A 24,398-nucleotide genomic window follows, 5' to 3' on the forward strand; every position below is an offset into this window, starting at 1 on the left:
ATAAGATTTTAAAACACAATACCAAAAGGAATAGATGGTATCAGGGCTAGCAAATCATTCAATACAAAAGCTACTTCATATCAATTGATCGGGTATTTCATTCCTTCATTGCTCTAAAGAGAAATGGTCTGGTCCTTTGTTTAAATATCATCTGCTGCCTCATAATTTTTCCCTTTATTTGTAGAAGATTCTCTCGGTTTTATGGCAGATCTCCATCCTTTACGGCAAATCAGGATTCTAGAGCATTTGACTCAAGAAGAGATTGCCTTTTTGGATAAAAACAAGCAATGTAAAGTTTACAAAAAATCAGAGCTGGTATTCAAGGAAAATTCATTTCCCAAAGCTTTGTTCTGTGTCTTTGAAGGGAAAGTAAAAGTATTTCAGTCAGGCCACGACGGCAAGGAACAAATCGTACATCTGATCGGAAAGGGAGATATCATGGGTCATCGGGCACTTTGTGGCGGCGACAGATTCTCCTGTTCCGGCGTGGCAATGGAGGACAGCAGGATCTGCCTTATTCCCCGTGAAGTATTCATGCAGCTTATACATGTCTCTCCAAAGCTTTCCTTTCGGATCGCGGAGCTTCTCGCTGACGAACTTAAGGAAGCTGAAATGAAAATCACCCATATGGCACAATCCTCCGTGAGGAGCAGACTAGCCTCTGTTTTATTAGGACTCATCGACAGCTTCGGTTACAAGGCCGACCAAAAAACACTCAATGTCCATCTGAGCAGAGAAGACCTGGCCGCTCTGGCAGGTACCACTCGAGAGACGGTGACAAGGATGTTGAAAGACTTGACTACCCTTGGTGCCATACAAATTCAAGGAAAGAATATCCAAATTATACAACCTGAATTACTTCGGACAGCTTTCCATTGATCAGCCGTGCTACCGAATCTAAAGTAGTCTTGCACTCACCAGTCTGATTTTTTTACACAATGTGATCTGGGTCACATTTTCGGAGTAAATGGTCCGATATTTTTGCAAGGTCAAAATCGTCTTGACGATCAATTAAAATTAATCTGTATGCCAATCTATCATCAGCTGGGCGATATCCCACACAAAAGACACGTAGTCAATAAGACAAGTGGAGGCCAATTGCTTCAGGAAGAGCTCGTGGGAACACAGGGTTTTGCCGGAATGTCTTCTTTGGTTTATCACCTTCATCCACCGACCAGGGTAAGACAAAAGGATGAACCCTACTCCGTCAAACCCAAAATCGTCATCGAAAATAGTCTGAACGCAATGAGTTTCAACGGCTTCCAGGTCAATCCGGATGATGATTATTTGAAAAGCAGAAAAACGCTTTTTGTAAACAGTGGACTCCATGTCGGATTAGCAGCGCCAACAAGTGGGACTAACTACTTTTATAAAAATGCGGATGCTGATGAATTGATATTCGTACACAAAGGTCGTGGCAAGGTATTGACGATGTTTGGTGAACTTGATTTCAAGTACGGAGATTATATTTTGATACCACGAGGAACCGTTTATCAAATTCAATTTGATGAAAGAGACAACCGTTTGCTTTACATAGAATCATTTGATCCCATTTTTACACCCAGGAGGTACAGGAACGATTTTGGACAATTATTGGAGCACTCCCCATTTTGTGAAAGAGACATCGTTCGTCCGAAGAATCTGCGCACTTTTAATGAGGCAGGGGAATTTGACATTTTTATCAAAAAACAAGGCACTATGTTTCCCTATGTGTATGCGAATCATCCTTTCGATGTGGTAGGTTGGGATGGCCATTTTTACCCATATACTTTTTCAATTTTTGATTTCGAACCTATCACTGGTCGAATCCATATGCCTCCTCCTATCCATCAGAATTTTGAAGCCAGAACATTTGTGATTTGCTCATTCGTGCCTCGTCTTTACGATTATCACCCTTCGGCAATTCCTGCGCCATACCATCACAGCAATATTGATAGTGACGAAATTCTGTATTACGTGGACGGTGATTTTATGAGCAGAAACAATATTCAAAAGGGTCAGCTCACATTGCACCCGGGAGGAATTCCTCATGGTCCACATCCGGGGGCGATCGAAAGAAGTATTGGCAAAAAAGAAACAGAAGAACTGGCAGTCATGATCGATCCTTTCATGCCGGTGATGGTCACACAGGATGCCATCGACATAGAGGTGCAGGACTACTACAAATCATGGTTATAAAATCAATTGCAAAAAATAAAAACGTTCTCAACATGGAAGTTCTCGTTGGAAAAAAAGCACCGCATTTCAATGAAATAGCGGTGATAGACGGTAATCAATTCGTAGAAAACTTTAGCCTCGAAAATTATTTGGGACAGAAGAATGTAATTTTCTTTTTTTACCCGATGGATTTTACGTTTGTATGTCCTACAGAGTTGATTGCTTTCCAAGATAGAATAAAAGATTTTGAAGAGAGAGATACTGTCATCGTCGCTTGTTCTACCGATACACAATATTCCCATTGGGCATGGCTTCACACTCCTAAACAAAACGGAGGAATCATGGGTGTCAGTTATCCTATAGTGGCCGATCATTCCAAGGTGATCGCCATGAAATATGGCGTACTCGCGGGAGAATATACCGTGAGAGAAGATCAATTGCTTTTTGAAGGAAATCCGATAGCTTACAGAGGTCTTTTTTTAATCGATAAAAAAGGTATTGTACGTCACCAGCTGATCAATGATATGCCGTTGGGTCGCAATGTAGATGAAGCATTGAGGATGGTAGATGCTCTTAATTTTCATGAGGAAAACGGTGACGTTTGTCCTGCCAACTGGAATCCTCAAAAGGATAGTCTTGTAGCATCAGCTGAGGGCATTGCTCATTATTTAAACAACATGAATTAATTCAATTTGATATGGAAACAAAAAATTTGACCGACGTCAAAAATTACAGTTATTCTGAAGATAAAATTTTTGACAAAGCTCAGGACTTTCTTCCTATCCAAGGTACTGATTATGTAGAACTTTACGTAGGAAATGCGAAGCAGGCAGCACATTATTATAAAACTGCATTTGGATTTCAATCGCTCGCTTACACAGGATTGGAAACCGGCAACAAAGAGTTTTGCTCCTATGTCCTGGTACAAGATAAAATCAGGCTGGTACTCACCACACCTTTCAATCCTGAAAGTGAAATTTCACATCACATCAGAAAACATGGGGACGGTGTAAAAATCATTGCACTATGGGTAAACGATGCGAGATCAGCCTACGAGGAGACCATAAAGAGGGGAGCTGAATCTGCAATGGAACCCACCGTATTTCAGGATACCGACGGAGAAGTGATCAAATCCGGTATCAAGACTTATGGAGAAACGATCCATATTTTTGTAGAAAGAAAGAATTATAAAGGCATCTTTTTACCTGGTTTCGAAAAATGGGAATCCGAGTATAATCCCGGCACCACAGGCTTAAAATATATCGACCATATGGTGGGTAATGTCGAATTGGGTGACATGAATCGATGGGCTACCTATTATGAAAAGGTAATGGGATTTGCCAATCTGATCACCTTTGATGATAAAGACATCTCCACACAATACACAGCGCTGATGAGTAAAGTGATGACCAATGGTAATGGAAGAATAAAATTTCCTATCAATGAACCTGCCAAAGGACTTAAAAAATCTCAGGTAGAGGAATACCTGGATTTTTATGGCGGTGCAGGCTGTCAACACATTGCCGTAGCAACAGATGACATAGTATATACTATATCCGAAATGAGAAAACGCGGAGTAGAATTTCTCCATGTTCCCGGAACATATTATGATACTGTTCCAGCCCGAGTGGGATCTATTGCTGAAGATCTCGCGATTCTCAAATCTCTGGGGATTATGGTAGATCGTGACGAAGACGGATATTTACTCCAAATCTTCACTAAGCCGGTGGAGGATCGACCGACTCTGTTTTTTGAGATTATTCAGCGCAAGGGAGCCAAATCTTTTGGCAAAGGCAATTTCCAGGCATTATTTGAAAGTATAGAAGCTGAACAGGCAAGACGCGGCACACTGTAAAACTATATCAGTACATTTGCTTTTCTCAATGAAGGAGTAAATATGTCGCAGCAACAGAAATCAGAGTCAAATGCCGGAAAAACAAAGAGAGTAATCATTGTAGGAGCCGGATTGGTTGGGTCGCTTTGGGCCGTATACCTTTCCAAAGCCGGTTATCAGGTCAAGGTGTACGAACGACGACCTGACATGAGAAAAGCGAGAATTTCTGCTGGAAAATCCATCAATCTCGCCGTCTCTTATCGCGGTTGGAAAGCTCTGGACGAAATGGGTATAGGCGAGGATATCAGAGAAATTGCCATACCTATGTATGGCCGCAATTTACATCATCCTGACGGAAGCCAAAACTACCAGCCTTATGGTAATCACGGACAGGCGATATATTCTGTGTCCAGAGGAGAGATCAATAAAAAACTGATGGACATCTCATCCTCAAATCAGGATGTCCGCATCCTGTTTGATGAGGAATGTGTTGCGGTAAGGCCTGAAGATGGATATTGCCAGTTTAAAAATACGATCACCGGAGCAATTACTGAGGATCGCGCAGACTTGGTATTTGCAGCAGACGGCGCTTTTTCAGCATGTAGATACCACGGATTACAAAAGAAAGATCGCTTCGATTATTCCCAAAAATATTTGCCTGACGGATACAAAGAGATATTGCTCCCACGCACTGAAGCTGTAGACCAAAAAATGGCAAAGAACACACTGCATATTTGGCCCCGAGGGAGATTTATGCTGATCGCATTGCCCAATTTGGATGGCTCTTATACCTGTACATTATTCATGCCTTTTGAAGATGAAAAATATGGATTCAATCAGCTCACCGATAAAGCTAAAATTATAGAATTTTTTGAGGAAGTATTTCCGGACTTTTATCAGCTCATGCCTTCTGTTGCCGATGATTGGGACAAACATCCACTATCCTCACTGGCAATCATCAGATGTTTTCCATGGACTGACGGGAAGTTGGCTCTACTGGGAGACGCAGCTCATGCGACTGTCCCATTTTTTGGACAAGGGATGAATTGCGGTTTTGAGGATTGTACAATATTGTGGCAACTGATGCAAAGCCATGGACAAGATTGGAGTACTATATTCGAACAATATCAGCTTCTCAGGAAGCCGAACGGTGATGCAGTACAGGATTTGAGTCTCCAGAATTATATTGTGATGCGAGACAAAGTAATGGACCCACATTTTCAGTTGGTTCAGAAATTGGAGAGAAGAATTAATTATTTATATCCTGAATCTTATTTTCCATTGTACAGTATGGTTTCCTTTTCACAAATCGAATATCGCACTGCTCTGGAAAAAGGAAATGAACAAGAAGAACGCATCAGAGACATGATCAAAACTTACAAGATAAACCCTGAAACAAGTGAAAGTGAAATCGACGCTATCATACACCAAAAATTTAAACAAAACTAAAAATTACCACTACCAATTGTCATGACAAATCGAGAGAATTTAATTCAAAAGTTGGACGAAAAATTTCAATCCATCGATCAGCTTACAGATGTGCATCTTGAAGGTCTGTTATTTGCTAAACCGATAACCTACTGGGATTACATAATGACCGATGCCTTGCTCAATTTGCAAGTACAACGAACAAATTTGCCCGATGAAATGGTTTTTGTGATGTATCATCAGGTGAATGAAATTCTTTTCAAAATGATCCTTTGGGAAATCGATCAGGTAAGTAAAAGTGATCAACCCGAAGCCAATTTTTTCATAGAAAAACTCAGGCGAATTTCCAGATATTTTGACATGTTGTCAAGTTCATTTGACATCATGGGCGATGGAATGGAAAAAGCGCAATACATGAAATTCCGCAATACACTGACTCCGGCAAGCGGTTTTCAGAGTGCCCAATACAGGCTTATTGAATTTGCATCTACTGAATTAATCAATCTGATCGATTACAGATTCAGAGCAACGATAGACCGCAATACTCCTTATGAACATGCATATGATCATTTGTATTGGCAAGCAGCCGGTAAAGACCACATCACCGGAAAAAAATCTATTCTGATCAGACTTTTTGAGAAAAAATATAAAGATATGTTTCTGATGAAGATGGAATCATACAATAAAACCAATCTCTATACAAAATATAAAAGTCTGCCGCCAGAAACTCAATCTAACCCGGAGCTTATCAAAATGATGAGACATTACGATTATACGGTAAATATATCGTGGGTGATGGCACATTATCATGCAGCTGAAAAATATATTGGTGGTGGAGAAGCGACAGGAGGTTCGGACTGGCGCAAATACATGTTACCAAAATATCAAAGGAGAATATTCTTTCCGGAATTGTGGAGTGAGGAAGAACTAAAAAATTGGGGAGAGAATGTGTAACAAGAGACTATATCAGCATATGACTAAAATCAGATGAGTGATTTTCTTTGCCTGAAAAATAGTATAAATTTGCAGCCTTTTTAAAGTTTTAATAAAAGATGAAAGAGACCGTAGAATTGCTTTCACCCGCAGGTTCATTTGAATCGCTTAGAGCTGCGATCCAGGGCGGTTGTGATTCTGTATACTTTGGTATAGAACAACTCAATATGAGGGCCCGCTCAGCAAATTTGTTTACCCTGGACGAAATCCCTCAAATCACTGAAATCATCCGGGAAAATAATAAAAAATGCTACTTGACACTGAATACAATCCTCTATGACCATGACCTGAGTGTGATGCGTGACATAGTGGATCGCGCACAAGAATCAGGAGTAAATGCCATCATCGCTTCGGATCATGCTGTAATGAACTACTGCAGAAAAAAAAATATGCCGGTACATATTTCTACTCAAGCAAACATCTCTAATGTGGAAGCGGTAGAATTCTATGCGGTGTATGCGGATGTAATGGTATTGGCAAGAGAGTTGAGTCTGATGCAGGTTAAGGATATGGCCAGAGAGATTCGCCGTAGGGATATCCGTGGCCCAGGTGGTGAATTCGTGAGGTTGGAAATTTTTGCACATGGTGCTTTGTGTATGGCTGTCTCAGGCAAATGTTATCTGAGTCTGCATTCTCATTATGCATCCGCAAACAGAGGTGCATGCGTACAAAATTGTAGGAGATCTTATATCGTCACAGACAAAGAGGAAGGCATAGAGTTTGAGATAGAAAACGAAAACATTATGTCTGCGAAGGATTTGTGCACGATTGATTTTCTTGACAAGATCATTGATTCCGGTACAAGGGTGATTAAAATAGAAGGTAGAGGTAGAGCATCAGAATATGTGTACACCACAACAAAATGTTACAGGGAAGCTTTGGACTCTATTCATGCAGGAACCTACTCCAAAGAAAAAATTGAATCCTGGAAAGTTCAGCTCAGTACTGTTTATAATCGGAGTTTTTGGGATGGATATTACCTGGGGCGAAAGATGGGTGAGTGGAGTGATGCTTATGGATCCAAAGCAACAAAGAAAAAAATATACCTTGCAAAAGGTGTCAAGTATTACGATCAACTTCAGGTAGCAGAATTCCAATGCGAAGCTCACAAAATATCTGTGGGTGATGAAATCATCATCAGCGGACCAACCACCGGCTACATCCAAATGGAGGTGGATGTCATTCATGTGAATCGAACATCTGTACCTACTGCAGAACAAGGACAGAATTTTACGATTCCAATGGCACAAAAAATTCGACCTTCAGATAAATTGTATAAACTCGTAAATTCATAAAAACTATCTGAATGTCATACACCATAATTCAATATAGAGCAAAATGTATAGGCTGTAATGCATGTGTGGAAGCTGCTCCTTCAAGATGGAGAATTTCTCGTAAGGACGGAAAATGCTCCCTCGTCGGTGCTGAATCAAAGAACGGAATTTTCACTACTAAAATACAGGATCAAGAGTATGACGAAAATCGAAGAGCAGCAGACAACTGCCCTGTCCATATTATTCAGATCCATCAAACCAGTAAATAAAAACAAACATGTTCAACTTCAATCAAATCATCAGAGTCACAAAGCATTTTACAATAGACATGGCTCATGCTCTGTATGGTTATGATGGTCCATGCAAGAATATTCATGGGCATACTTACCATTTGGAAGTAACCGTGATGGGCTCACCTATAACTGAACTTGCCGATCCAAAAAATGGTATGGTCATTGATTTTGGTCAATTAAAAAAAATCATACAGGAGAAAATCATCAATAAGTTTGATCATGCGCTAGTCTTAAATGAAAATGCTCCATATGTTACAGCAGAAATATTGACAAATGAATTTGAAAAAGTAATTCTTGTGCCATTCCAGCCTACCTGTGAAAATTTATTGATCCATTTTCTAGAAAACATCAAAGATCAATTTGGAGGTCAAGAGAAGCTCTGTAGAATCGTCTTGAGAGAAACTCCAAGTTCGTTTGCAGAATGGCATGCATCAGATCAACATTAAATCCTTATGAATACATTTTGACAAAAATCAGGTAATAAAAACTAAGGTTTTATTACTTTAAAACAATTTCTGTCTGAGCTGCTGTTTATTACAATAAAATAAATCCCTGAAGGAACCTGTTGAAAATCTACCACGACTTGATTATCCTGAATTCTATCCCGATCCAACTCTGCAAAGATCCTTCCCTGGAGATTTATTAGTTTGATTTGTGTCACAAGGGCATCAACAGAACACTTCAAATAATCACCTACAGGGTTGGGGAAACAGTTGAGCTGAGTAACCGAGTGAACAGTTTTATTTTTTTCCGGAACAGTTTCTTCATTATCAGTTGGAATAGGTATACTATTGCAACAAAACCACTCCTCGTCATAATTCAACTGCCTGTACATTTCATCCGATAAATTACCAAAACGCGAATTGTAACTATTGCCTTCCTCTACTGTTTGTTCTATCAAATTTCCAGCACAATCATAAAAATTTGTTTCGATATTCCGGTATGTATTTTTTGACACATCATAATACGATGTTTTGGTATAAACCAATTTCAATCCCCTGAATTCAACGAAACCTGCATTTGATCTGAACCTCCTTACAATGTGGTCAGGATTAGCGCAAAGTAATGCAGCTAATGTATCCTTTAGCCATGAGGCTTTTAGCATATCTTCCCAATCTAATCCATTACATCTAGCACTGCAAATTTGTATGAATTGATTATCAACAGGAGTATTCTCAAGAATTTTAACGCCAAGAGGGCAGAATAGTACCATGCTCTGATTTAAAGTATCAAATTGGTTAAAGCTTAAGTTCACTTGTCCTATGCGAAGATGTTCCAAATTGGAAATACTCCCCGGAATTTTACCAAAAAAAGAATTATGATCTAATCTCAATGTCTTTAGATCGTGTAGATTTCCAATATATTCAGGAAGTTCTCCTGTAAATTGATTGTCTCCCAGATCCAGATGCTCCAACTCTTTCCAGTTTTTAATTTCTACTGGTAAATTTCCTGTCAAATAATTAGATCTCAAATTGAGTAATTTGATGAAATCGATATTGAAATGTGCCAAATTTCCTTGCAAATTATTGGAACTAACATCTAAACTGTCCAGAGTATTCATTTCTAAATCAGGCAAATTTCCTGTCAGGTTATTTCCATTCAACTGCAATGATCGCACACAACCGAATTTATCCGTTGTGACACCATACCAATCAGAAATTGACGTACCTGACTGCAGCCAATTCAATCTGTTGAACCAGCTGTCACCTGATGTGGCTTGATACAACTTGACCAATTGCAAACTATCCTGTTCTACGTCGCACACTCGCACAGAAATTTCCTTGCTCATCAGGTTTACATCAGGAAACTCAGGGTTAGTTACAATTGAGTAATATCTACCATAATCATCATGATTCAGGTTCTGAAATATAAGCATATTAGAGTGCTTTGAATTCCCGGGAGGAACTGACCAAGGGATGTCATTTTTAATCCACTGATATTGATTGCTATCTATAGATGAATCAATATTAAGATCAATGATTCCCAGCTCATTTTTCTTCCAATAAAATGTTGTATCATGATAAAAAGATAATTGCGGTGAATACAAGAATTTATTTATCTTTTTTGCTTTGTACAAATCTGTAAACGTAAATTGATTATCCTGAATCCTCAACCTACTCAACACAGGGAGTGAATTCAAATTGGGCAGACTATCTGAAAAGCGATTTCCGTTCAGGTATAAAAAGTTTAGAGATGGCAAATCTAAAACCGGAATTTCACCAGACAATCTATTGTTACTTAAATCTAAAAACATCAATGCTTTATTCTCATCAAATGAAGGAATGCTCCCTGAAAGAAGATTGGTACTCACATCGAGATTGCTTACCTTTTTGAGAAAACTAAAATGTGGTAACTGACCTGAAAAATAGTTATTATTCATTTCGAGGGCAGTAATTTCGGGTAAATTGAAATTCGGAATACTCCCCGATAATTGATTTCCTGAAACATTGATGAAGGTCAATTTTTTTAAACCAGCTAATGCCGGCATGTTTCCAGTTAAACAGTTATCGGCCAAATCCAATATTTCCAAACTATCCAGATTCTTAAAATCGGGAATTTCCCCTGAAAAATAATTCCCGCCTGCATATAATTTTCTCAAATTTGGCAAACCTTCCAAATTAATCAATCCACCGGTTAGCTCGTTACCACCCAGAAACAGCACCTCAAGTTCAGGCAAACTAAAATGGGGCAATTCTCCTGAAAATTGATTTATATTCAAGTTTAAATATTTCAACTTACTCAGTTTGGAGAACGGAGGAATTGAGCTAGCTATATTATTCCTTCCCAGCAACAAATGCTCAAGTTTTGGCATATTAAAATCCGGTATTGGACCTTCAATATGATTGTCCAATAAAGAGAGAAATTCGAGTTCTTTTAAATTTTGATAATCCGGTATCTTACCCACCAGACTGCACAATTCTAATTCCAAATACTTGAGTTTGGGACATTCCAATTGAGGCACCGGTCCTTCATGTTCGTTATGAGTTACTTCAAAATACTTCAATTCCGGAAAACTCAAATCCGGCAATGGACCTCCAAGGTTTTGCACAATTAACTCCAAGGAATCTACGCAGCCATCAATATTGAGATGGACACCCTGCCACTGATTGATTGGTTTGTACAGAGGCCAGGGAGAGCTCCAATTGTATCCTACAGTGCTATTGTAAATTTTTACCAGCTCAAGTGAATCAGTTTTTCGATCACATTGACCGAATGCATTACTCGAGCTCATTAAAAATATGAGCCCTACAACATTCAACACCGAAATGGAAATTCTATGCATAATAGTTATTCTTTATCAATTTAAGGACATCCATTCTTGAACCAGGTCATGAGGTAATCAATAAAGGATATTGCTTCATCAAATATAATCCATATCTGATTAAATTTCAAGTATTCAAAATGGAATGCCGTCATCCCTCGATAGAGAAAATGCTGAGAAATGTGTCCTGAAGCGCTACATTCACCTCATGTATTTTATAACCGAAGCAAAAGCTAGCCATCGGTAGTCCTGGCGGGTCTCGATTGTAACCAATACATCAATTCATCAATGAAAGGCTCCACTCTTTTCGTCATCGCATCCGGGTCATTTGCCTTTCCATTTTCATCAAAGACATCCTGAATCTTCGGAATCGGAAAAATAGCAGGGATTGTATGTGCGCCGATTTTCCATAATACGAATTGCAAATCACCAAGTACCTGAGCTCCACCGAAACTACCTGACGAACAGGTAATAATGCCGACAGGTTTCCTTTTCCATTCTCCGTATAAGAGATCAATGCAATTTTTCAAAGATGCAGGCATACTGCCATTGTATTCCGGAGTAACAATCAGGACAGCATCAGAATTTTTAATTTTGGCGGCGAAATCCAATATATTTTGATCCGGATTTTTTAGAAATCTCAGCCTCTCTTCAAAGATCGGAAAATTGTAGATCTTCAGGTCTAAAATTTCGGATTCAAACTCCGGATGAGCTTCAAGTCGATTTTGAAAATACATTGCGGCTCTATGACTCATTCTATCAATCCGCACGCTGGAAGAAATTATGCAAATATTGTACATACCAAATAAAATTAAGGCAAAATCATTTAACGTTCGATATACTCTTCATTGATCATTCTCTTCAATTGTACCGGATCTTCTTTCTTGCCCTTAGACATTCGAATCACAAGTATTTCAACAAAAATTGAGAATCCCATTGCAAAATAAATATTACTCTTGGCTATCGGTCTTTCAATTCCTTCTGCCATCAACGATATTCCGATCAAAATTAAAAATGACAGTGCAAGCATTTTTATACTCGGATGTTTATTTACGAAATCACCGACAGGTTGAGCGGCAAAAACCATAAATACCATTGAAACTACCACAGCCGCAATCATCACATTCACATCTTCCGCCATTCCTATCGCAGTAATCACGGAATCCAATCCAAATACTATATCTAATAAACCAATCTGAATGATAGTTTTAATAAATGTCAGTCCTTTTACATCTTTTACTTCGCTATCACCTTCCAAACTGCCATGAATCTCGACAATACTTTTATACAATAAAAAGAATCCTCCTATAATAAGTATCAAGTCACGGCCGGAAATTTCCAACCTGTGGTGCCAGTCGGCATCATGGATATTAAACCAATCTGCCACATTAAATAATGGTTGGGTAAGTGTCATCACCCAGGTGATGGATAGTAACAAAAGTATCCTTGTAATTAACGCAAAAGCCAAACCGAAAATGCGACCTTTTCTCTGTTGCTCTTTGGGCAACTTACCGGTGAGAATCGAAATAAAAACAATATTGTCGATTCCCAAGACAATCTCCATGACTACCAGAGTCAGGAAAGCCATCCACATTTCCGGTTGTTGCATCCACTCCATAAAAGTTGATTTAAGCAGTTGTTTTGAGTAAAATTAAACAGTTGTCTGTTGCTTTTGTTTCAACGCCTGATTCGCAAACTTAGAATTAATCCATATTTTGACATACGATTATATTTTAGTTCCCAATCAAAGTAAACAGAAAATACTTAACATTTTTTTTATAGTATGATATCTTATTATCCGTTTTTAGAAAATAAATTATGATCCTGATGAATTCTAAAACATCACAACACATCTTATCCACATCCACGAACTTGCTTGGATTTTGTCTATTTGTAATTACTTCCTTGCACTTCTCCAATAAGGCCGACGACAACCTGATTGACGAGTTTACCTCATTGGTAGCATTATTACTTGCTGTCTCATCGATTTTTTCTTTTTTTTCATTGAGGACTGAAAACAGCAGATATTCGATCAGGCTTGAAACGATAGCCGACTACATTTTTGTCGTCTCTCTTGTAGGCGTTTTGTCCATCATTCTTTTCATGCTTTACCTGTTTTGGTAAAAATATAAAAAATTCAATTTTATTTATTGAAAGCTTACCAAACTCAATTTAATAGAAGATAATCGGATCATGTTCTCATGATACTTTCGATTTTGCGACCCTTTGCCAGTTCATCGACGATCTTGTCCAAATATCTCACATTTCTGGTAAGTTCATTTTCAATATCTTCTACTCTGTACCCACAGATGAGTCCTGTAATGAGTTTTGCATTGGGATGCAATTTTGCATTTTCAAAGAACGTTTCAAAGGTGACCTTTTCTTTGACGAGTTCTGCAATCTGAGATTCAGAATAAGAGGTGAGCCATGAGATGATCTTATCTAGTTCAACCTTGCTTCTCCCCTTTTTCTCCACTTTTATGATATAGTATGGATAAACAGAAGCAAAGGTCATATGAGCTATTCTCTCGTTTTGCTTTTCAGATTCTTTCATTTGATAATAATTTATCCAGTTGACCTTTTTTCTTTACCAGGTTTTTGTAATCCCACTGGATAATTCGGGATTTGTCCAGCCATCTTTGCATCTCTTCCGGTTTTAATTCAGATACAGATTGATAAAACACAGAAGCATCTTTAAATTTTTTTCCGACTACATTCAAACCGCTTTCATCAAATCCAGCCCCGCTCCAGAACATCAGCCTGACTCCACTCTTTTGTTTGCTATATCCTACAATGGGGTTTCCATTCAAAAACCAAACAGGATGTCCATGCCATACTTTCGAAACTGCATCAGGAAGTTTCGCATCAATGATACTATATAGCTGATCACAAACTATCTTATCTTCAGCAGGAAGACTATTGTGGTAATGGAATATATCCTGATTCATCCTTTGTAAAATGAAAATGTATTGACCAGCCAAATTTAGTACGAATACCCAAAACTTTACAATAAATTACAGATGCATATCACAAATGCAATTTAAAATTGACTAAATTAGCCTGCAACTCAATAATGACTCTATATCACCAAAGACAAGTCCATACCGGTATAAGTACACAATGCATTTAAAGTTGATTTCAGGGCTAAAAACTCTTTATTATATGTTCATTCTAACTCCACCCTAAAGGGTAGAGTTATCCAATTATTTATATTATTCGTAGAATGAAATTCTATCGTCTCGCTCTATCTATTGTCGTTTTTAGGCTTATGTAAAATTCAATACGGATTACCACAGTATATAAATAAAAAAAAACAGCACTTAGCTCATTTCAAATCTAGTTAGTTATATATGTTTGGCTACATCTTTCTACCAATCATTAAATCGTTGAATTAACCATAAATTTGACGGACAAAAATTACTGATTTGACCAATCTATTTGAGTTTATAACAATCCATTTTTTTTAAAGAAAGATCTATTTTTTATATTTATTGTGCTTCCATTTGTTTGTGCCATTTTCGCTATCTTTCATAAGCTCTTCCAAGCGTTTCTGTCTAGTCGATTCCTGTTTTGCGCTCATGACCCAATGCATTGAAGGATTGCGGTAAGTTTTGGGTAGTGCTTCAAAATATTTCCAGGCAATTTTATTCTTCTTAAATTTTTTTTCAAATTCCTCGGACAGTTTGATCTCCTCCTGTTCAAAAGAATAACTGCCTGATTTGATCTCATTTCTCGAATTAAAAACGTCAAGTCCGGCGGGATGCATCAAACCACTTTTGATCAAATGTTCCACTTTTTTAATATTGACCAGACTCCAGATACTCGTTTTTTTTCTAGGAGTGAAACGAATTTTATAACTTTCTGAATCGATAGAATAACGGACACCATCTATCCAACCAAAACACAAAGCCTGATCTACAGACTGAGACCAGGTCATGCTTGGTTTTCCTGAATTTACTTTGTAATACCCTACCTCCAACTCAGTTTCTTTGTCATGATTATTTTCTAACCACTGTCTGAAACTCATTTCTGAATCAAAAAAAATAAGCTCTGCCATTTTTGAACTGCCAAATAATAAAAACCTAACTTATTCAGATGGAAATCAAACAAGGCCAAACTGCAATTTCAAATTTTATATCCTCTATCTTGAAGGCAGGGGTGCTAAATCTACCTGACGAAATTTGAAAAAAACACACGCTCAAAACAGATATAAGCAAATGATCAGAATCCTTAAAAACACGAATTGCCATCTGTGTCCAATATCAAAGAATTGGAGAATACACATTTTCTTCAAAAGAAAAAAATCAAAGTATTTCCAATTCTCCAATAATTTAGACCTACATAAATTTTTGACTAGATGAACAGCATATGCGTCCCTAGTCCGGATCCTTTTTTATAAAAATCCCCTACAGTTATTACTTCCGAAACTGCGGGGTGGAGGTCTTCTTTTTTATAATGAAACATATCCATTGCCAACTTACAAGCCCACATTTTCACACCGGACGCATCCAATATATCAATAAACTCCTCAACACCGGGCAAATCCAATTTTTCCATTTCCTTTTTCATCATATTTGTTGCCAATGACTCCATACCCGGAAGGCCTCCGATCAAAGTGGGAATATGCATCGCTGGATTTCCAACCGTAGCAACATGCAGATGTTCCAATTTCTCCTTGTGTATTGCCTCAAGACCAAAAAATGTAAAAAATATCTCAGCTTCTATCCCCTCCATTCTAGCACCATTCGCCAACACAAATGCTGCATAAACATTTTCCAGAGTGGCTTTGGAAAGGATGATCATCATTTTGCTTACTTCTCCATGAAATTCTTTCATCGTTAGATTATTTAATTATAGGTTTAAATACAACTTGCCGGTTTAGGTATCCCTGCTATTTTTGAGGCAGTTTTTAGAGGCGCATTAGGAAACAATGCATAAAACTCTTTTATATCCACTACACCACTCTTTCCAATTTTCCTTATACTCAGCGGAACATCATTTTTGTATTCTGTCTGCAAATATTTGATGACTTCCCAATGTTTTGGGGACAATTGAATTTCATTTTCTATAGCTAGTGCTTGCCCAATATTTTCGTTCCATTGGTTGAAGTTGATCATAAATCCTTCTTCGTTGACTTCTATACCAATTCCATTGACAATTTTTTCCATAAGGTTTATTTATTTAGTTTTTTTAATCAAATTTTTTTCCGCTTTCTTGCATAGTTGCAGTTGTAAATGGAATATGTGTTCCTTTCAACAACATGTTCCAATAGATCCATCTAAAAGCTAGCTTGGCCATATGATTCATCCTACTTTCCTGGAGCAATCTCAATGGTCCCACTCCCGGAAATGGGTAAGTTCCTTCAACCGGTTCATGCGTATAATTAAAATCGATCAACAATGCTTTACCACCACCTGTTTCGACAAAACAATTCGCGTGTCCATCGAATTCTTCTTTCAAAGGTTCAGATTTGATATATCTGATAATATTCTCTGTCAGAATCTCAGCTTCAAAATGCGCTACTGAACCAGCTTTTGATGCAGGTATATTAGTAGCATCTCCGATCACAAAAATATTTTCGTTAGCTTTGCTTTGTAATGTTGCCTTATTTGTAGGAATAAAATTCAACTCATCGCCCAATCCGGATCTTTCAATCAAATCATCCCCTTTGTTAGTTGGCACAGTCACCAATAAATCAAAAGGTACTTCCTTATTCCCATAATCTATAATTTTCTTGTTTTCATTATCGACTTCCATAATGGCGAAGTCGCTGACGATGCTGATATTTTTATCATGCAAAAGATGATCCAATGTTTCAGTAGCTTTTGGTTTAGTAAATGCACCACTCAGCGGTGTAACATAAGTAATCTCAACCTTATCTCGCATTTTCTTATTTTTGAAATAACTGTCTGCTAAAAATGAAAACTCAAGAGGGGCTACAGGACACTTTATTGGCATTTCTGTTATATGAACTACTAATTTTCCTCCTTCCCAGTTGCGCAGTTTATTTCTTAGAGCCAGAGAACCTTCAAAGGTATAAAAATCGAATACCGATTTCTGCCATTCGCTACCTTGCATTCCTGCAACTTCTTCAGGAGCAATCCTTGCACCAGTTGCAATAATCAATATTTCATAATGAAACTGATCACCATTGTAAAGCTTAACTACATTTTCCTTAGGAACAATTTTCTCAATCTTTTCCCTGTACAATTTTACCTCCTTTGGGATAAAATCATCAATGTTTTTGTAGATGTCGTCCTCATCATAAATGTCAAAAGGGAGAAACAAAAATCCTGGCTGGTAATAATGTAGTTTCCTTTCATCTATGATGATAATTTCCCATTCTTTGGGGTCAAGCTCCTTGTGCAGATGATTTGCCATCATTGTACCCGCTGTACCTGCTCCTAAAATCAAAATTCTTTTCATATTGGATTTATGTCTAATTGTTTGATACTATTGCATTTTGGCTAAAATCGATCATTTTCATTTTAATCTCTCATCCAGATATTCAACAAAATGGGTTTTAAAAAGATTAGTTTTTTAAAGCATAATGCGAAATTTTTTTTTATTTTTCTACAATCTTCACAAATAATTACTTATAAATACATCTTCATCAAGTATAATATATCTTATTTTTAGATAATTTAAGTATATAAGCTAAATTTTTAACAAATTACAATACTATATTCTGTAATTTCATATTATTTCATTATTTCATTCTATACCTAGGAGGATTAATTCGGTTTTCCCAATTTTTATTTGCCATTTGTTGTTTTTTAGCTACGTTATCCTCCTTGTTAGATTACGGACTTTACTATTTTGAAGCTTTATCTATCAGGAATCAGTAAATAAATCTTTCTATATAAAAAGGCAAATAATTTCCTAAAAGGAAGCCGCGAGGAGTGCAAGAAAGTTGCAAGATCGTTCCGCTAGTGATTAGTTGTGGAAATCAAATTCTTGTATTGGTCTATGTTCATCGTGTACAGTCTCAATTCTGCCTCATCATTCGGAATGCTGATATGCCTATCAAAAACCAAACCCAGTGCGGTGATTAGTTTCTGGGATGAATGATTGTCATCAGTGGTGATCGCACTGAGGAATCGGATTCCAAATAATTCAAAAGCAGAATCGCGCATAATGCTGGCTGCCTCAAAAGCATATCCTTGTTTTTCGAAATCAGGCAATAATGCAAAACCTATATCGATACCCTCAAGACCTTCCCGATCAAATAAGCCACAGGTGCCAATTTTCTGTTGGTTTGATTTAAGGAGAATTGTATAATTTGAAAAACCTAAGTGACGCAGTTGTGGTAACATTTTTGCACGAATATATTGCAATGCATCACGTATGGAATGGACCTTGCGATCTCCTATAAATTTCAACCATTTAGGGCTGTTCATCAGCTCCAACAAAAAAGCCGCATCTTCCTCTGTTGTTGGTCTGATAAATAATCGTTCTGTCTCAAATTTCTGATACTTTTTCACAAATTGGAATGTATGCAATTTAATTTGAGCTCAAAGTACAACAGTAATATGGAACAATACGGATTACTTTATAAACTAATCACAAATGAAACGCTAGCATTTCTTCCATCTGAAGGCCATATGCCGGGTCCAGGATAAAACAATGGTCTCTTTGTAAAATACTGTTTGTTGAATACATTATTGAAATTTGTTCGCAAACGCAAATACTTATTTATAGGAAAACTGCAATTGATGTCCAATAAGCCATACGAGGGAACGAGACCTACCGAGCCACTAGCAGAAGGAGTATTGGTGTTGAGTGCATCCGCAAAAGAAGACGAAGTATAGCTGTACAATACAGACAATGCGAATGATTTATACTGGAGTGTGACACCATTGCGAGAAATCAAATCCGGAGCACTCTCGACTTTATTTCCATTGATATCGACATTCTGGTTTCCGGACTTCACACTTCCTTTAATATATTTAGCGTCCATTAATGTCGTAGAGGTAAATAAAGTGAGGTGAAGTCTATTATTCAATGGAAATTTACCTTGAGCAAAAATTTCAGTTCCTATAGTTCGAGAATCCCCGATATTAGTCCTTAATGTATAAATTTCGCCATTAGATTCTTGCTGGAGTAAAATTCCAAATCGATGATTGTATTGTAACAGAAACCCTGAAATGTCCCATTGTATCCTTTGATATTTTCCTCTGATTCCAAAGTCTGCATTGTACCCATTGGCATCTTTCAAATCCGGATCTACTTTTTCATAAGCATCTGAAGGCACCAGATCTTTGAATATCATAGGTCGGTAGGTCTGAGCAATACCGGCATAAATATTTGCATTCTTTAATCCTGAATATTGTAAGGATCCGCCGAAAAGGGCAAATTTTCTATCCAAAGTAAGAGGTACTTTTTCATTGGGCAGATAAACAATTTTGCCTGACATTTCACTTTTTCCTATCTCCATTCTGGCACCAAAATTTATCGTAAGTTTATCAATCAGTTTAAAACTATTTTCTGCGAATACAGCAGTATTATTTGATTTCAAGTGAATATCCCTTCCCCAATTCGGATCGACCAAGTCAAGATCATAATCACTTCCTGCACTTCCTTTGCCTTGTTGTGTCCTGTGCAAATCATTATACATTACTTGCGCTCCTGCGATAAGAATGTGTTGGTGGCCAAAGCAATTATACTTTTGCAATACCCTCAGCTCATTCGTATAACTGTTGAAATGATCAATGTCCACTTGCCGCAGGTTATAAGTCAATGTAGATGCATTGATGCTATCTTTTGTTGTGGCCGGTTTATCAAACATTACACTGTTTCTCTTGCCAATCACTGCGGAACTCGTCAATTCCAGTGTAGTACTTTTCGAAGGAGTCCATATCCACCTTAATGAGGGGATATTGATTGCAGGACTAAAATAATTTCTCGTGCGACTTGCTTGTCTTGGATCAGATTCGAACATGGCATCAGAAAGTGGCCCAGGAATTTTATACAGATAGTTGGATCGAGACCACTCCGCCCGCATAGCCAGAGATTTCAAAAGATGACCATGTATAATTAAACCTTCGGCATCATAATCCGTATGCTCTCCGCGTCGATAACCATCCCGGGATCTCTTTGCAAAGTAGGCGTAATAATTCCATTTGCCTAAAGTACCATTGAGGTTATGATAAGTGCTCAGAAGATGATATGAACCCAGAGTATTGTAACTCTGATAAGCAATACGCCGCAGGCTGTCGGGTTGTTTAGTTACATAGTTCAACATTCCACCAAATTGAGCTCCATACTGAAGAGATCCTGTTCCACGTACCAGTTCAATGCGATCGATGCTTTCCATTGGCAAACTATAGTGACTTGCAGGATAAGCATACATATCAGAATTGGTGATGACTCCATCCTTGCGAATATTAAACTCCCATCCCCGGTGAGGATCCAAACCTCTGGTAGCAATATTGATTTGATTGCCTGCACCATCCATATCGTAAACAAAAATTCCCGGTACTTTTGCGAATATTTGTCGCGCAGTTTTTTCGGTTACATTTGCAGACATCTGATCTAAACTGATTACTTCATTCTTTTTTCCTTCAACCAGATATGTCCCAATGACTGCATTCAATCTGGCTACATCAGTAGCTACTCTCCAGGATTGAATTGTCACAGGACTCAAGGTTTGAATTTTAATAGAATCTGACTCAGATTGTCCTGTTGAAACAGTATAATATCCGCTTAACAATATGAAAATAAATAAGTATTGTAATGAAAATATGGAGCGCATAAATTTCAAATTTTTTGAGGAAATCCTTTCAAACATGCAAGGAATGTGTAGTATTATAACTTTGCTATTATGAAATTGTTTCCCACGACCTGGTTTTCTAAGGAAATTCTTATAGTTAAAAAAAGAGCAAGCGAAATATCGACTTGCTCTTAAGAATAAATTCATTTAAAGAGAAAGCTACGGCTGCACATGGAATTGCACAGTCTCAATTTCCTCACCTTCCCCTTCTTTTTCTCCCCAAACTTTTGCTTCAAGTACTAAATCTGTATTAGCTGTGACACCATTTTCCACAGAAAGGACAAAAGTATCATTCCATTCGAATGTACCACTAGTAGCATTTATATTCTCATCAACGGGCATACTGTAAATCACTACTTTGTCTGATTTTCTATAGATGCGAACGTTAACATGGTGTACTGTAAGGCCGCTGTGGCTTTCAAAAGCTATATCGAGGTTCAGTGTATCTCCCAGATATTTATTATCAGTATTGGGAGAATGAACATGTGCATGATACTCATAATCGACATTTGAGTCATCATCATTCTTACAAGAATAAAAAAATAAAACACCACTGAATAAAACTGAAAATAATAATATTTTTTTCATAATAAAACTTTTTTTTTGTTAAAAATTAAAAGAAAGCTGACTGGTCCATCTAAGTTTTGCTTGGACGGATTCGTTCGCATAAGAATTCACTAAAGGTTTGGATAGAATAAAGCCTGCTATCCATTTTGAAAATTTAATATTTGTACCAAAGCCACAAAAAATTGATCTTCCACCAGATTCAACAACACTCAAACCTGAAGGAAAAACATCCTTTGCGACAGACTCCATATAAACCCCTGTACTTGGGATGAATTTGACATTATTTAATCCAAATTCATGGAATACTGTAAGCTGTGTACTTAACGAGTTACCAAATTGATAATCATCTTTACTTTTTGGAAGCCATTGAAAAAAATTACTCCATACTAATCCACTTTGATTCCACCTAAAAACCAAATTCGTTTGTGTGTTGAAATAAAATGTACCCTTACCTATATTAAAATTTTCAGGTAAGTTTTCATTATGTATATGAGCATTATAATATCCTGTGGGGGCGCTGGCTCCAGCTCCAACTTCAAAATAAAGACTCCCTGCGGACCCTAAGCATTTGTTTGGTATTAATTCATAATACAAACTCATATTTACATCAGAAATCCCCTTAACGCTTTGATATCCTTCTTGTCCCTTTCTAGAATTTACTATGTATGGAACTTGCATTGCAAGATGAATTTTCTTCATTTTACCCAATCCAAACCGAAATGACAAATTGCCTTTATTAAAAAAATCGGTTGAACCCTTACCGGTTTCAGAAAATGAATAAAATCCAAAACGACTAAAACTCATTTTGAAGTAATTCTTTTTAAAATCGGTAATAAGACCTATTTCAGAATTATGGATGCTACATCCACAGGCATCACAAGCATATAATTTTTCCGTCATAGCGAATAAAATAACTATGATAGAAATTGTAATCAATTTCATACTTATTAATTTTCCTGATAAATAAAACTATGTTAAATTAAATCAACTGTGGAGGATGAAATATGGAAAGCAGGAAATCTTGAGAAATTATCTGTTTAAAATATATAAAGGGATATACTTTATATTTGATATAAAAATCAACGTGATTAAAAATCTGAGGTAATTTAGCACAAACGAACTTGGCAAAGTCAACTCTTCCATTCACCGTGGACTTTTTTTCGTTTTCTTTACTCGTCTTTAATGATTTTTGAAGAAAACATTTGCCATTACACATGAGTAAAGGCTTACTTCTATTGATGCACCATTTTGAAGAGATCTCTTCACGTTCAATAATAAATTGTGCGCAAATGAGTAGATCCCTCCAAGCGATGGAAAGAATTAAAAATATTAAACCAACAGATAAAAGTCTGCTCACCGCACAAAAATAATTAATTGAATGTGAAAGTAATATATTAAACTTATGGTCTAAACTTACTTATGAATGGCTCCCAAACCACATGCATCTAAGGCCGCCTCTTTGATTGCCTCAGAGTATGTCGGATGAGGATGACAAATCCTTGCTATATCTTCCGCAGCACCTTTGAAGTTCATTATTGCAACGGCTTCCATAATAAGGTCTGCGGCCCTTGGACCCAGGATATGAACACCCAACACCTCGTCTCCCGTTGCATCGCTCAGCACCTTCACAAATCCATCCGTATCCATACTCGCCCTAGCCCTTCCCAAAGCTTTGAAAGGATACTTTCCAATTCGGTACTGTCTGCCCTGGTCTTTGAGTTGGTTTTCGGTATAACCTATTGAGGCAAATTCCGGCCAGGTGTACACTACTCCGGGTATTAAATGTGAGTGCAAAACCGGTTTTTGTCCTGCTATAGTTTCCGCCACAAAAACGGCTTCTTCCTCTGCTTTATGCGCCAGCATCGGGCCGTCTATGACATCACCAATCGCGTAAATATGAGGGATTGAAGTGCAGCAGTTGTCTTGCACAGGAATTTTACCTTTTGCGTCTAACTTCAAACCTATATTCTCAAGCTGCAAGCCATCAGTATAAGCCCTGCGGCCTATAGCGATGAGTGCATAATCTGCTCGTATGTCTTGGACAGCGTCCTCTTTACCCTTTACCGTAAAACTGAGCTCAACTTGCTCTCCTTGAGTAAGGATACTTTTTACTTCTGATTGGAGATAAAAAGTGATGCCCAAACCCTGCAGGATTTTCTGAAGTTCTTTTGCTGCATCCGTATCCATACCCGGCAAAATTTGACCCTGAAACTCAATCATGCTCACTTTCGATCCCAACCGAGCGAACACTGAACCCAATTCTAAACCAATCACTCCTGCCCCTACAATCGCGAGATGCCCGGGAACTTTTTCTAAACAAAGGGCTTCGGTAGAACTAATCACCCGATGTCCATCAAACCCAAAAGCTTGGGGAATGAAAGGTTTTGAACCTGTCGCAATGACGCAATAGTCGAACTGTATTAGCTCTTCAGATCCTGCTTCAGTCTTTACGCTTACCGTATGACCATTGACAAAGGATCCGAACCCATGCTTTACATGGATTTTATTTTTCTTCATCAAAAACTCAATACCCTTGGTATTTTGCTCAACAACCGACTTCTTTCTGTCCATCATTTTTGCAAAATCCAGCTTCACTTCTGAAACTTGGATACCATGCACTTCCATTTGATGTTTTGCATAATGGTAGTGTTCGGAGCTATCCAGCAAAGCCTTAGATGGAATACATCCCTCATTGAGGCAAGTTCCTCCCAACGAAGCATACTTTTCGACCAGAGTCACGTCCATGCCCAACTGCGCACACCTGATCGCACAGACATACCCTCCGGGTCCGGAACCGATGATTAATACTTTTTTCATG

The 24,398-nt window shown here is 37.7% G+C and carries 24 protein-coding genes; 10 read left to right on the top strand and 14 right to left on the bottom strand.

The annotated features are described in order from the left end of the window. The first annotated feature begins 201 nt into the window (after positions 1-201). The 9 genes from IPI99_01120 (at position 202) to IPI99_01160 (ending at position 8,425) form a co-directional block, all read left to right on the top strand. A complete protein-coding gene (locus IPI99_01120; GenBank protein MBK7339108.1) occupies positions 202-879 on the top strand; it encodes a Crp/Fnr family transcriptional regulator in 678 nt (225 codons plus the stop codon). 147 nt (positions 880-1,026) lie between these two features. Continuing rightward, complete coding sequence (locus IPI99_01125; protein MBK7339109.1) at positions 1,027-2,178, top strand: homogentisate 1,2-dioxygenase; 1,152 nt, start codon at positions 1,027-1,029, stop codon at positions 2,176-2,178. A gap of 32 nt (positions 2,179-2,210) precedes the next feature. Then, on the top strand, positions 2,211-2,843 hold the full coding sequence (locus IPI99_01130) for a peroxiredoxin (GenBank protein ID MBK7339110.1): 633 nt from the start codon (positions 2,211-2,213) through the stop codon (positions 2,841-2,843). 11 nt (positions 2,844-2,854) lie between these two features. Beyond that, entirely contained in the window at positions 2,855-4,012 is a 1,158-nt protein-coding gene (hppD, locus tag IPI99_01135) for a 4-hydroxyphenylpyruvate dioxygenase (GenBank protein ID MBK7339111.1), read from the top strand. Between the two features lie 42 nt (positions 4,013-4,054). Then, on the top strand, positions 4,055-5,440 hold the full coding sequence (locus tag IPI99_01140) for an FAD-dependent monooxygenase (GenBank protein MBK7339112.1): 1,386 nt from the start codon (positions 4,055-4,057) through the stop codon (positions 5,438-5,440). 21 nt (positions 5,441-5,461) lie between these two features. After that, complete coding sequence (locus tag IPI99_01145) at positions 5,462-6,373, top strand: tryptophan 2,3-dioxygenase (protein MBK7339113.1); 912 nt, start codon at positions 5,462-5,464, stop codon at positions 6,371-6,373. A gap of 98 nt (positions 6,374-6,471) precedes the next feature. Continuing rightward, entirely contained in the window at positions 6,472-7,707 is a 1,236-nt protein-coding gene (locus IPI99_01150; protein ID MBK7339114.1) for a U32 family peptidase, read from the top strand. 11 nt (positions 7,708-7,718) lie between these two features. Beyond that, positions 7,719-7,955 carry a ferredoxin gene (locus IPI99_01155; GenBank protein MBK7339115.1) on the top strand — a complete coding sequence of 79 codons (237 nt, stop codon included), beginning with the start codon at positions 7,719-7,721 and terminating at the stop codon, positions 7,953-7,955. Between the two features lie 8 nt (positions 7,956-7,963). Then, positions 7,964-8,425 (top strand): 6-carboxytetrahydropterin synthase, encoded by a 462-nt coding sequence (locus IPI99_01160; protein MBK7339116.1) that lies wholly within the window; start codon positions 7,964-7,966, stop codon positions 8,423-8,425. Positions 8,426-8,466: 41 nt separating this feature from the next. Here IPI99_01160 and IPI99_01165 read toward each other — a convergent pair whose 3' ends face one another. The 3 genes from IPI99_01165 to IPI99_01175 all read right to left on the bottom strand — a co-directional run bounded on the left by IPI99_01165 (position 8,467) and on the right by IPI99_01175 (position 12,859). After that, positions 8,467-11,262, bottom strand: coding sequence for a T9SS type A sorting domain-containing protein (locus tag IPI99_01165; protein MBK7339117.1), 2,796 nt, complete (start codon positions 11,260-11,262; stop codon positions 8,467-8,469). 212 nt (positions 11,263-11,474) lie between these two features. Then, entirely contained in the window at positions 11,475-12,041 is a 567-nt protein-coding gene (locus tag IPI99_01170) for an NAD(P)H-dependent oxidoreductase (protein MBK7339118.1), read from the bottom strand. A 26-nt stretch (positions 12,042-12,067) separates the two neighbouring features. After that, the gene (locus IPI99_01175; GenBank protein ID MBK7339119.1) at positions 12,068-12,859 is read right to left on the bottom strand and encodes a TerC family protein; all 792 of its coding nucleotides are present in this window, start codon (positions 12,857-12,859) and stop codon (positions 12,068-12,070) included. A 209-nt stretch (positions 12,860-13,068) separates the two neighbouring features. Between IPI99_01175 and IPI99_01180 the strand changes: the two genes are divergently transcribed. Next, positions 13,069-13,365: a hypothetical protein gene (locus IPI99_01180; GenBank protein MBK7339120.1), complete on the top strand. Its 297-nt coding sequence runs from the start codon at positions 13,069-13,071 to the stop codon at positions 13,363-13,365. A gap of 67 nt (positions 13,366-13,432) precedes the next feature. Here IPI99_01180 and IPI99_01185 read toward each other — a convergent pair whose 3' ends face one another. The 11 genes from IPI99_01185 to lpdA all read right to left on the bottom strand — a co-directional run bounded on the left by IPI99_01185 (position 13,433) and on the right by lpdA (position 24,397). Further along, positions 13,433-13,795 (bottom strand): DUF2200 domain-containing protein, encoded by a 363-nt coding sequence (locus IPI99_01185; GenBank protein ID MBK7339121.1) that lies wholly within the window; start codon positions 13,793-13,795, stop codon positions 13,433-13,435. Beyond that, on the bottom strand, positions 13,782-14,189 hold the full coding sequence (locus IPI99_01190; protein MBK7339122.1) for a DUF1801 domain-containing protein: 408 nt from the start codon (positions 14,187-14,189) through the stop codon (positions 13,782-13,784). The genes IPI99_01185 and IPI99_01190 overlap by 14 nt, the downstream gene beginning before the upstream one ends. A 527-nt stretch (positions 14,190-14,716) precedes the next feature. Continuing rightward, positions 14,717-15,298, bottom strand: a complete 582-nt coding sequence (locus IPI99_01195) for a YdeI/OmpD-associated family protein (protein MBK7339123.1) — start codon at positions 15,296-15,298, stop codon at positions 14,717-14,719. Positions 15,299-15,594: 296 nt separating this feature from the next. After that, positions 15,595-16,077 (bottom strand): DsrE/DsrF/DrsH-like family protein, encoded by a 483-nt coding sequence (locus IPI99_01200; GenBank protein ID MBK7339124.1) that lies wholly within the window; start codon positions 16,075-16,077, stop codon positions 15,595-15,597. Between the two features lie 23 nt (positions 16,078-16,100). Next, the gene (locus tag IPI99_01205) at positions 16,101-16,409 is read right to left on the bottom strand and encodes a TusE/DsrC/DsvC family sulfur relay protein (protein ID MBK7339125.1); all 309 of its coding nucleotides are present in this window, start codon (positions 16,407-16,409) and stop codon (positions 16,101-16,103) included. A gap of 22 nt (positions 16,410-16,431) precedes the next feature. After that, complete coding sequence (locus tag IPI99_01210; GenBank protein ID MBK7339126.1) at positions 16,432-17,667, bottom strand: NAD(P)/FAD-dependent oxidoreductase; 1,236 nt, start codon at positions 17,665-17,667, stop codon at positions 16,432-16,434. A gap of 503 nt (positions 17,668-18,170) precedes the next feature. After that, the gene (locus IPI99_01215) at positions 18,171-18,725 is read right to left on the bottom strand and encodes a GNAT family N-acetyltransferase (protein MBK7339127.1); all 555 of its coding nucleotides are present in this window, start codon (positions 18,723-18,725) and stop codon (positions 18,171-18,173) included. Between the two features lie 68 nt (positions 18,726-18,793). After that, a complete protein-coding gene (locus tag IPI99_01220) occupies positions 18,794-20,995 on the bottom strand; it encodes a TonB-dependent receptor (GenBank protein MBK7339128.1) in 2,202 nt (733 codons plus the stop codon). Positions 20,996-21,172: 177 nt separating this feature from the next. Continuing rightward, positions 21,173-21,601 carry a hypothetical protein gene (locus IPI99_01225; GenBank protein MBK7339129.1) on the bottom strand — a complete coding sequence of 143 codons (429 nt, stop codon included), beginning with the start codon at positions 21,599-21,601 and terminating at the stop codon, positions 21,173-21,175. Positions 21,602-21,619: 18 nt separating this feature from the next. Next, positions 21,620-22,522 (bottom strand): hypothetical protein, encoded by a 903-nt coding sequence (locus tag IPI99_01230; protein ID MBK7339130.1) that lies wholly within the window; start codon positions 22,520-22,522, stop codon positions 21,620-21,622. 471 nt (positions 22,523-22,993) lie between these two features. Further along, a complete protein-coding gene (gene lpdA / locus IPI99_01235) occupies positions 22,994-24,397 on the bottom strand; it encodes a dihydrolipoyl dehydrogenase (protein MBK7339131.1) in 1,404 nt (467 codons plus the stop codon). Position 24,398: the final 1 nt, after the last annotated feature.

This window comes from Saprospiraceae bacterium (genome assembly GCA_016710235.1).
GTDB lineage: Bacteria > Bacteroidota > Bacteroidia > Chitinophagales > Saprospiraceae > Vicinibacter.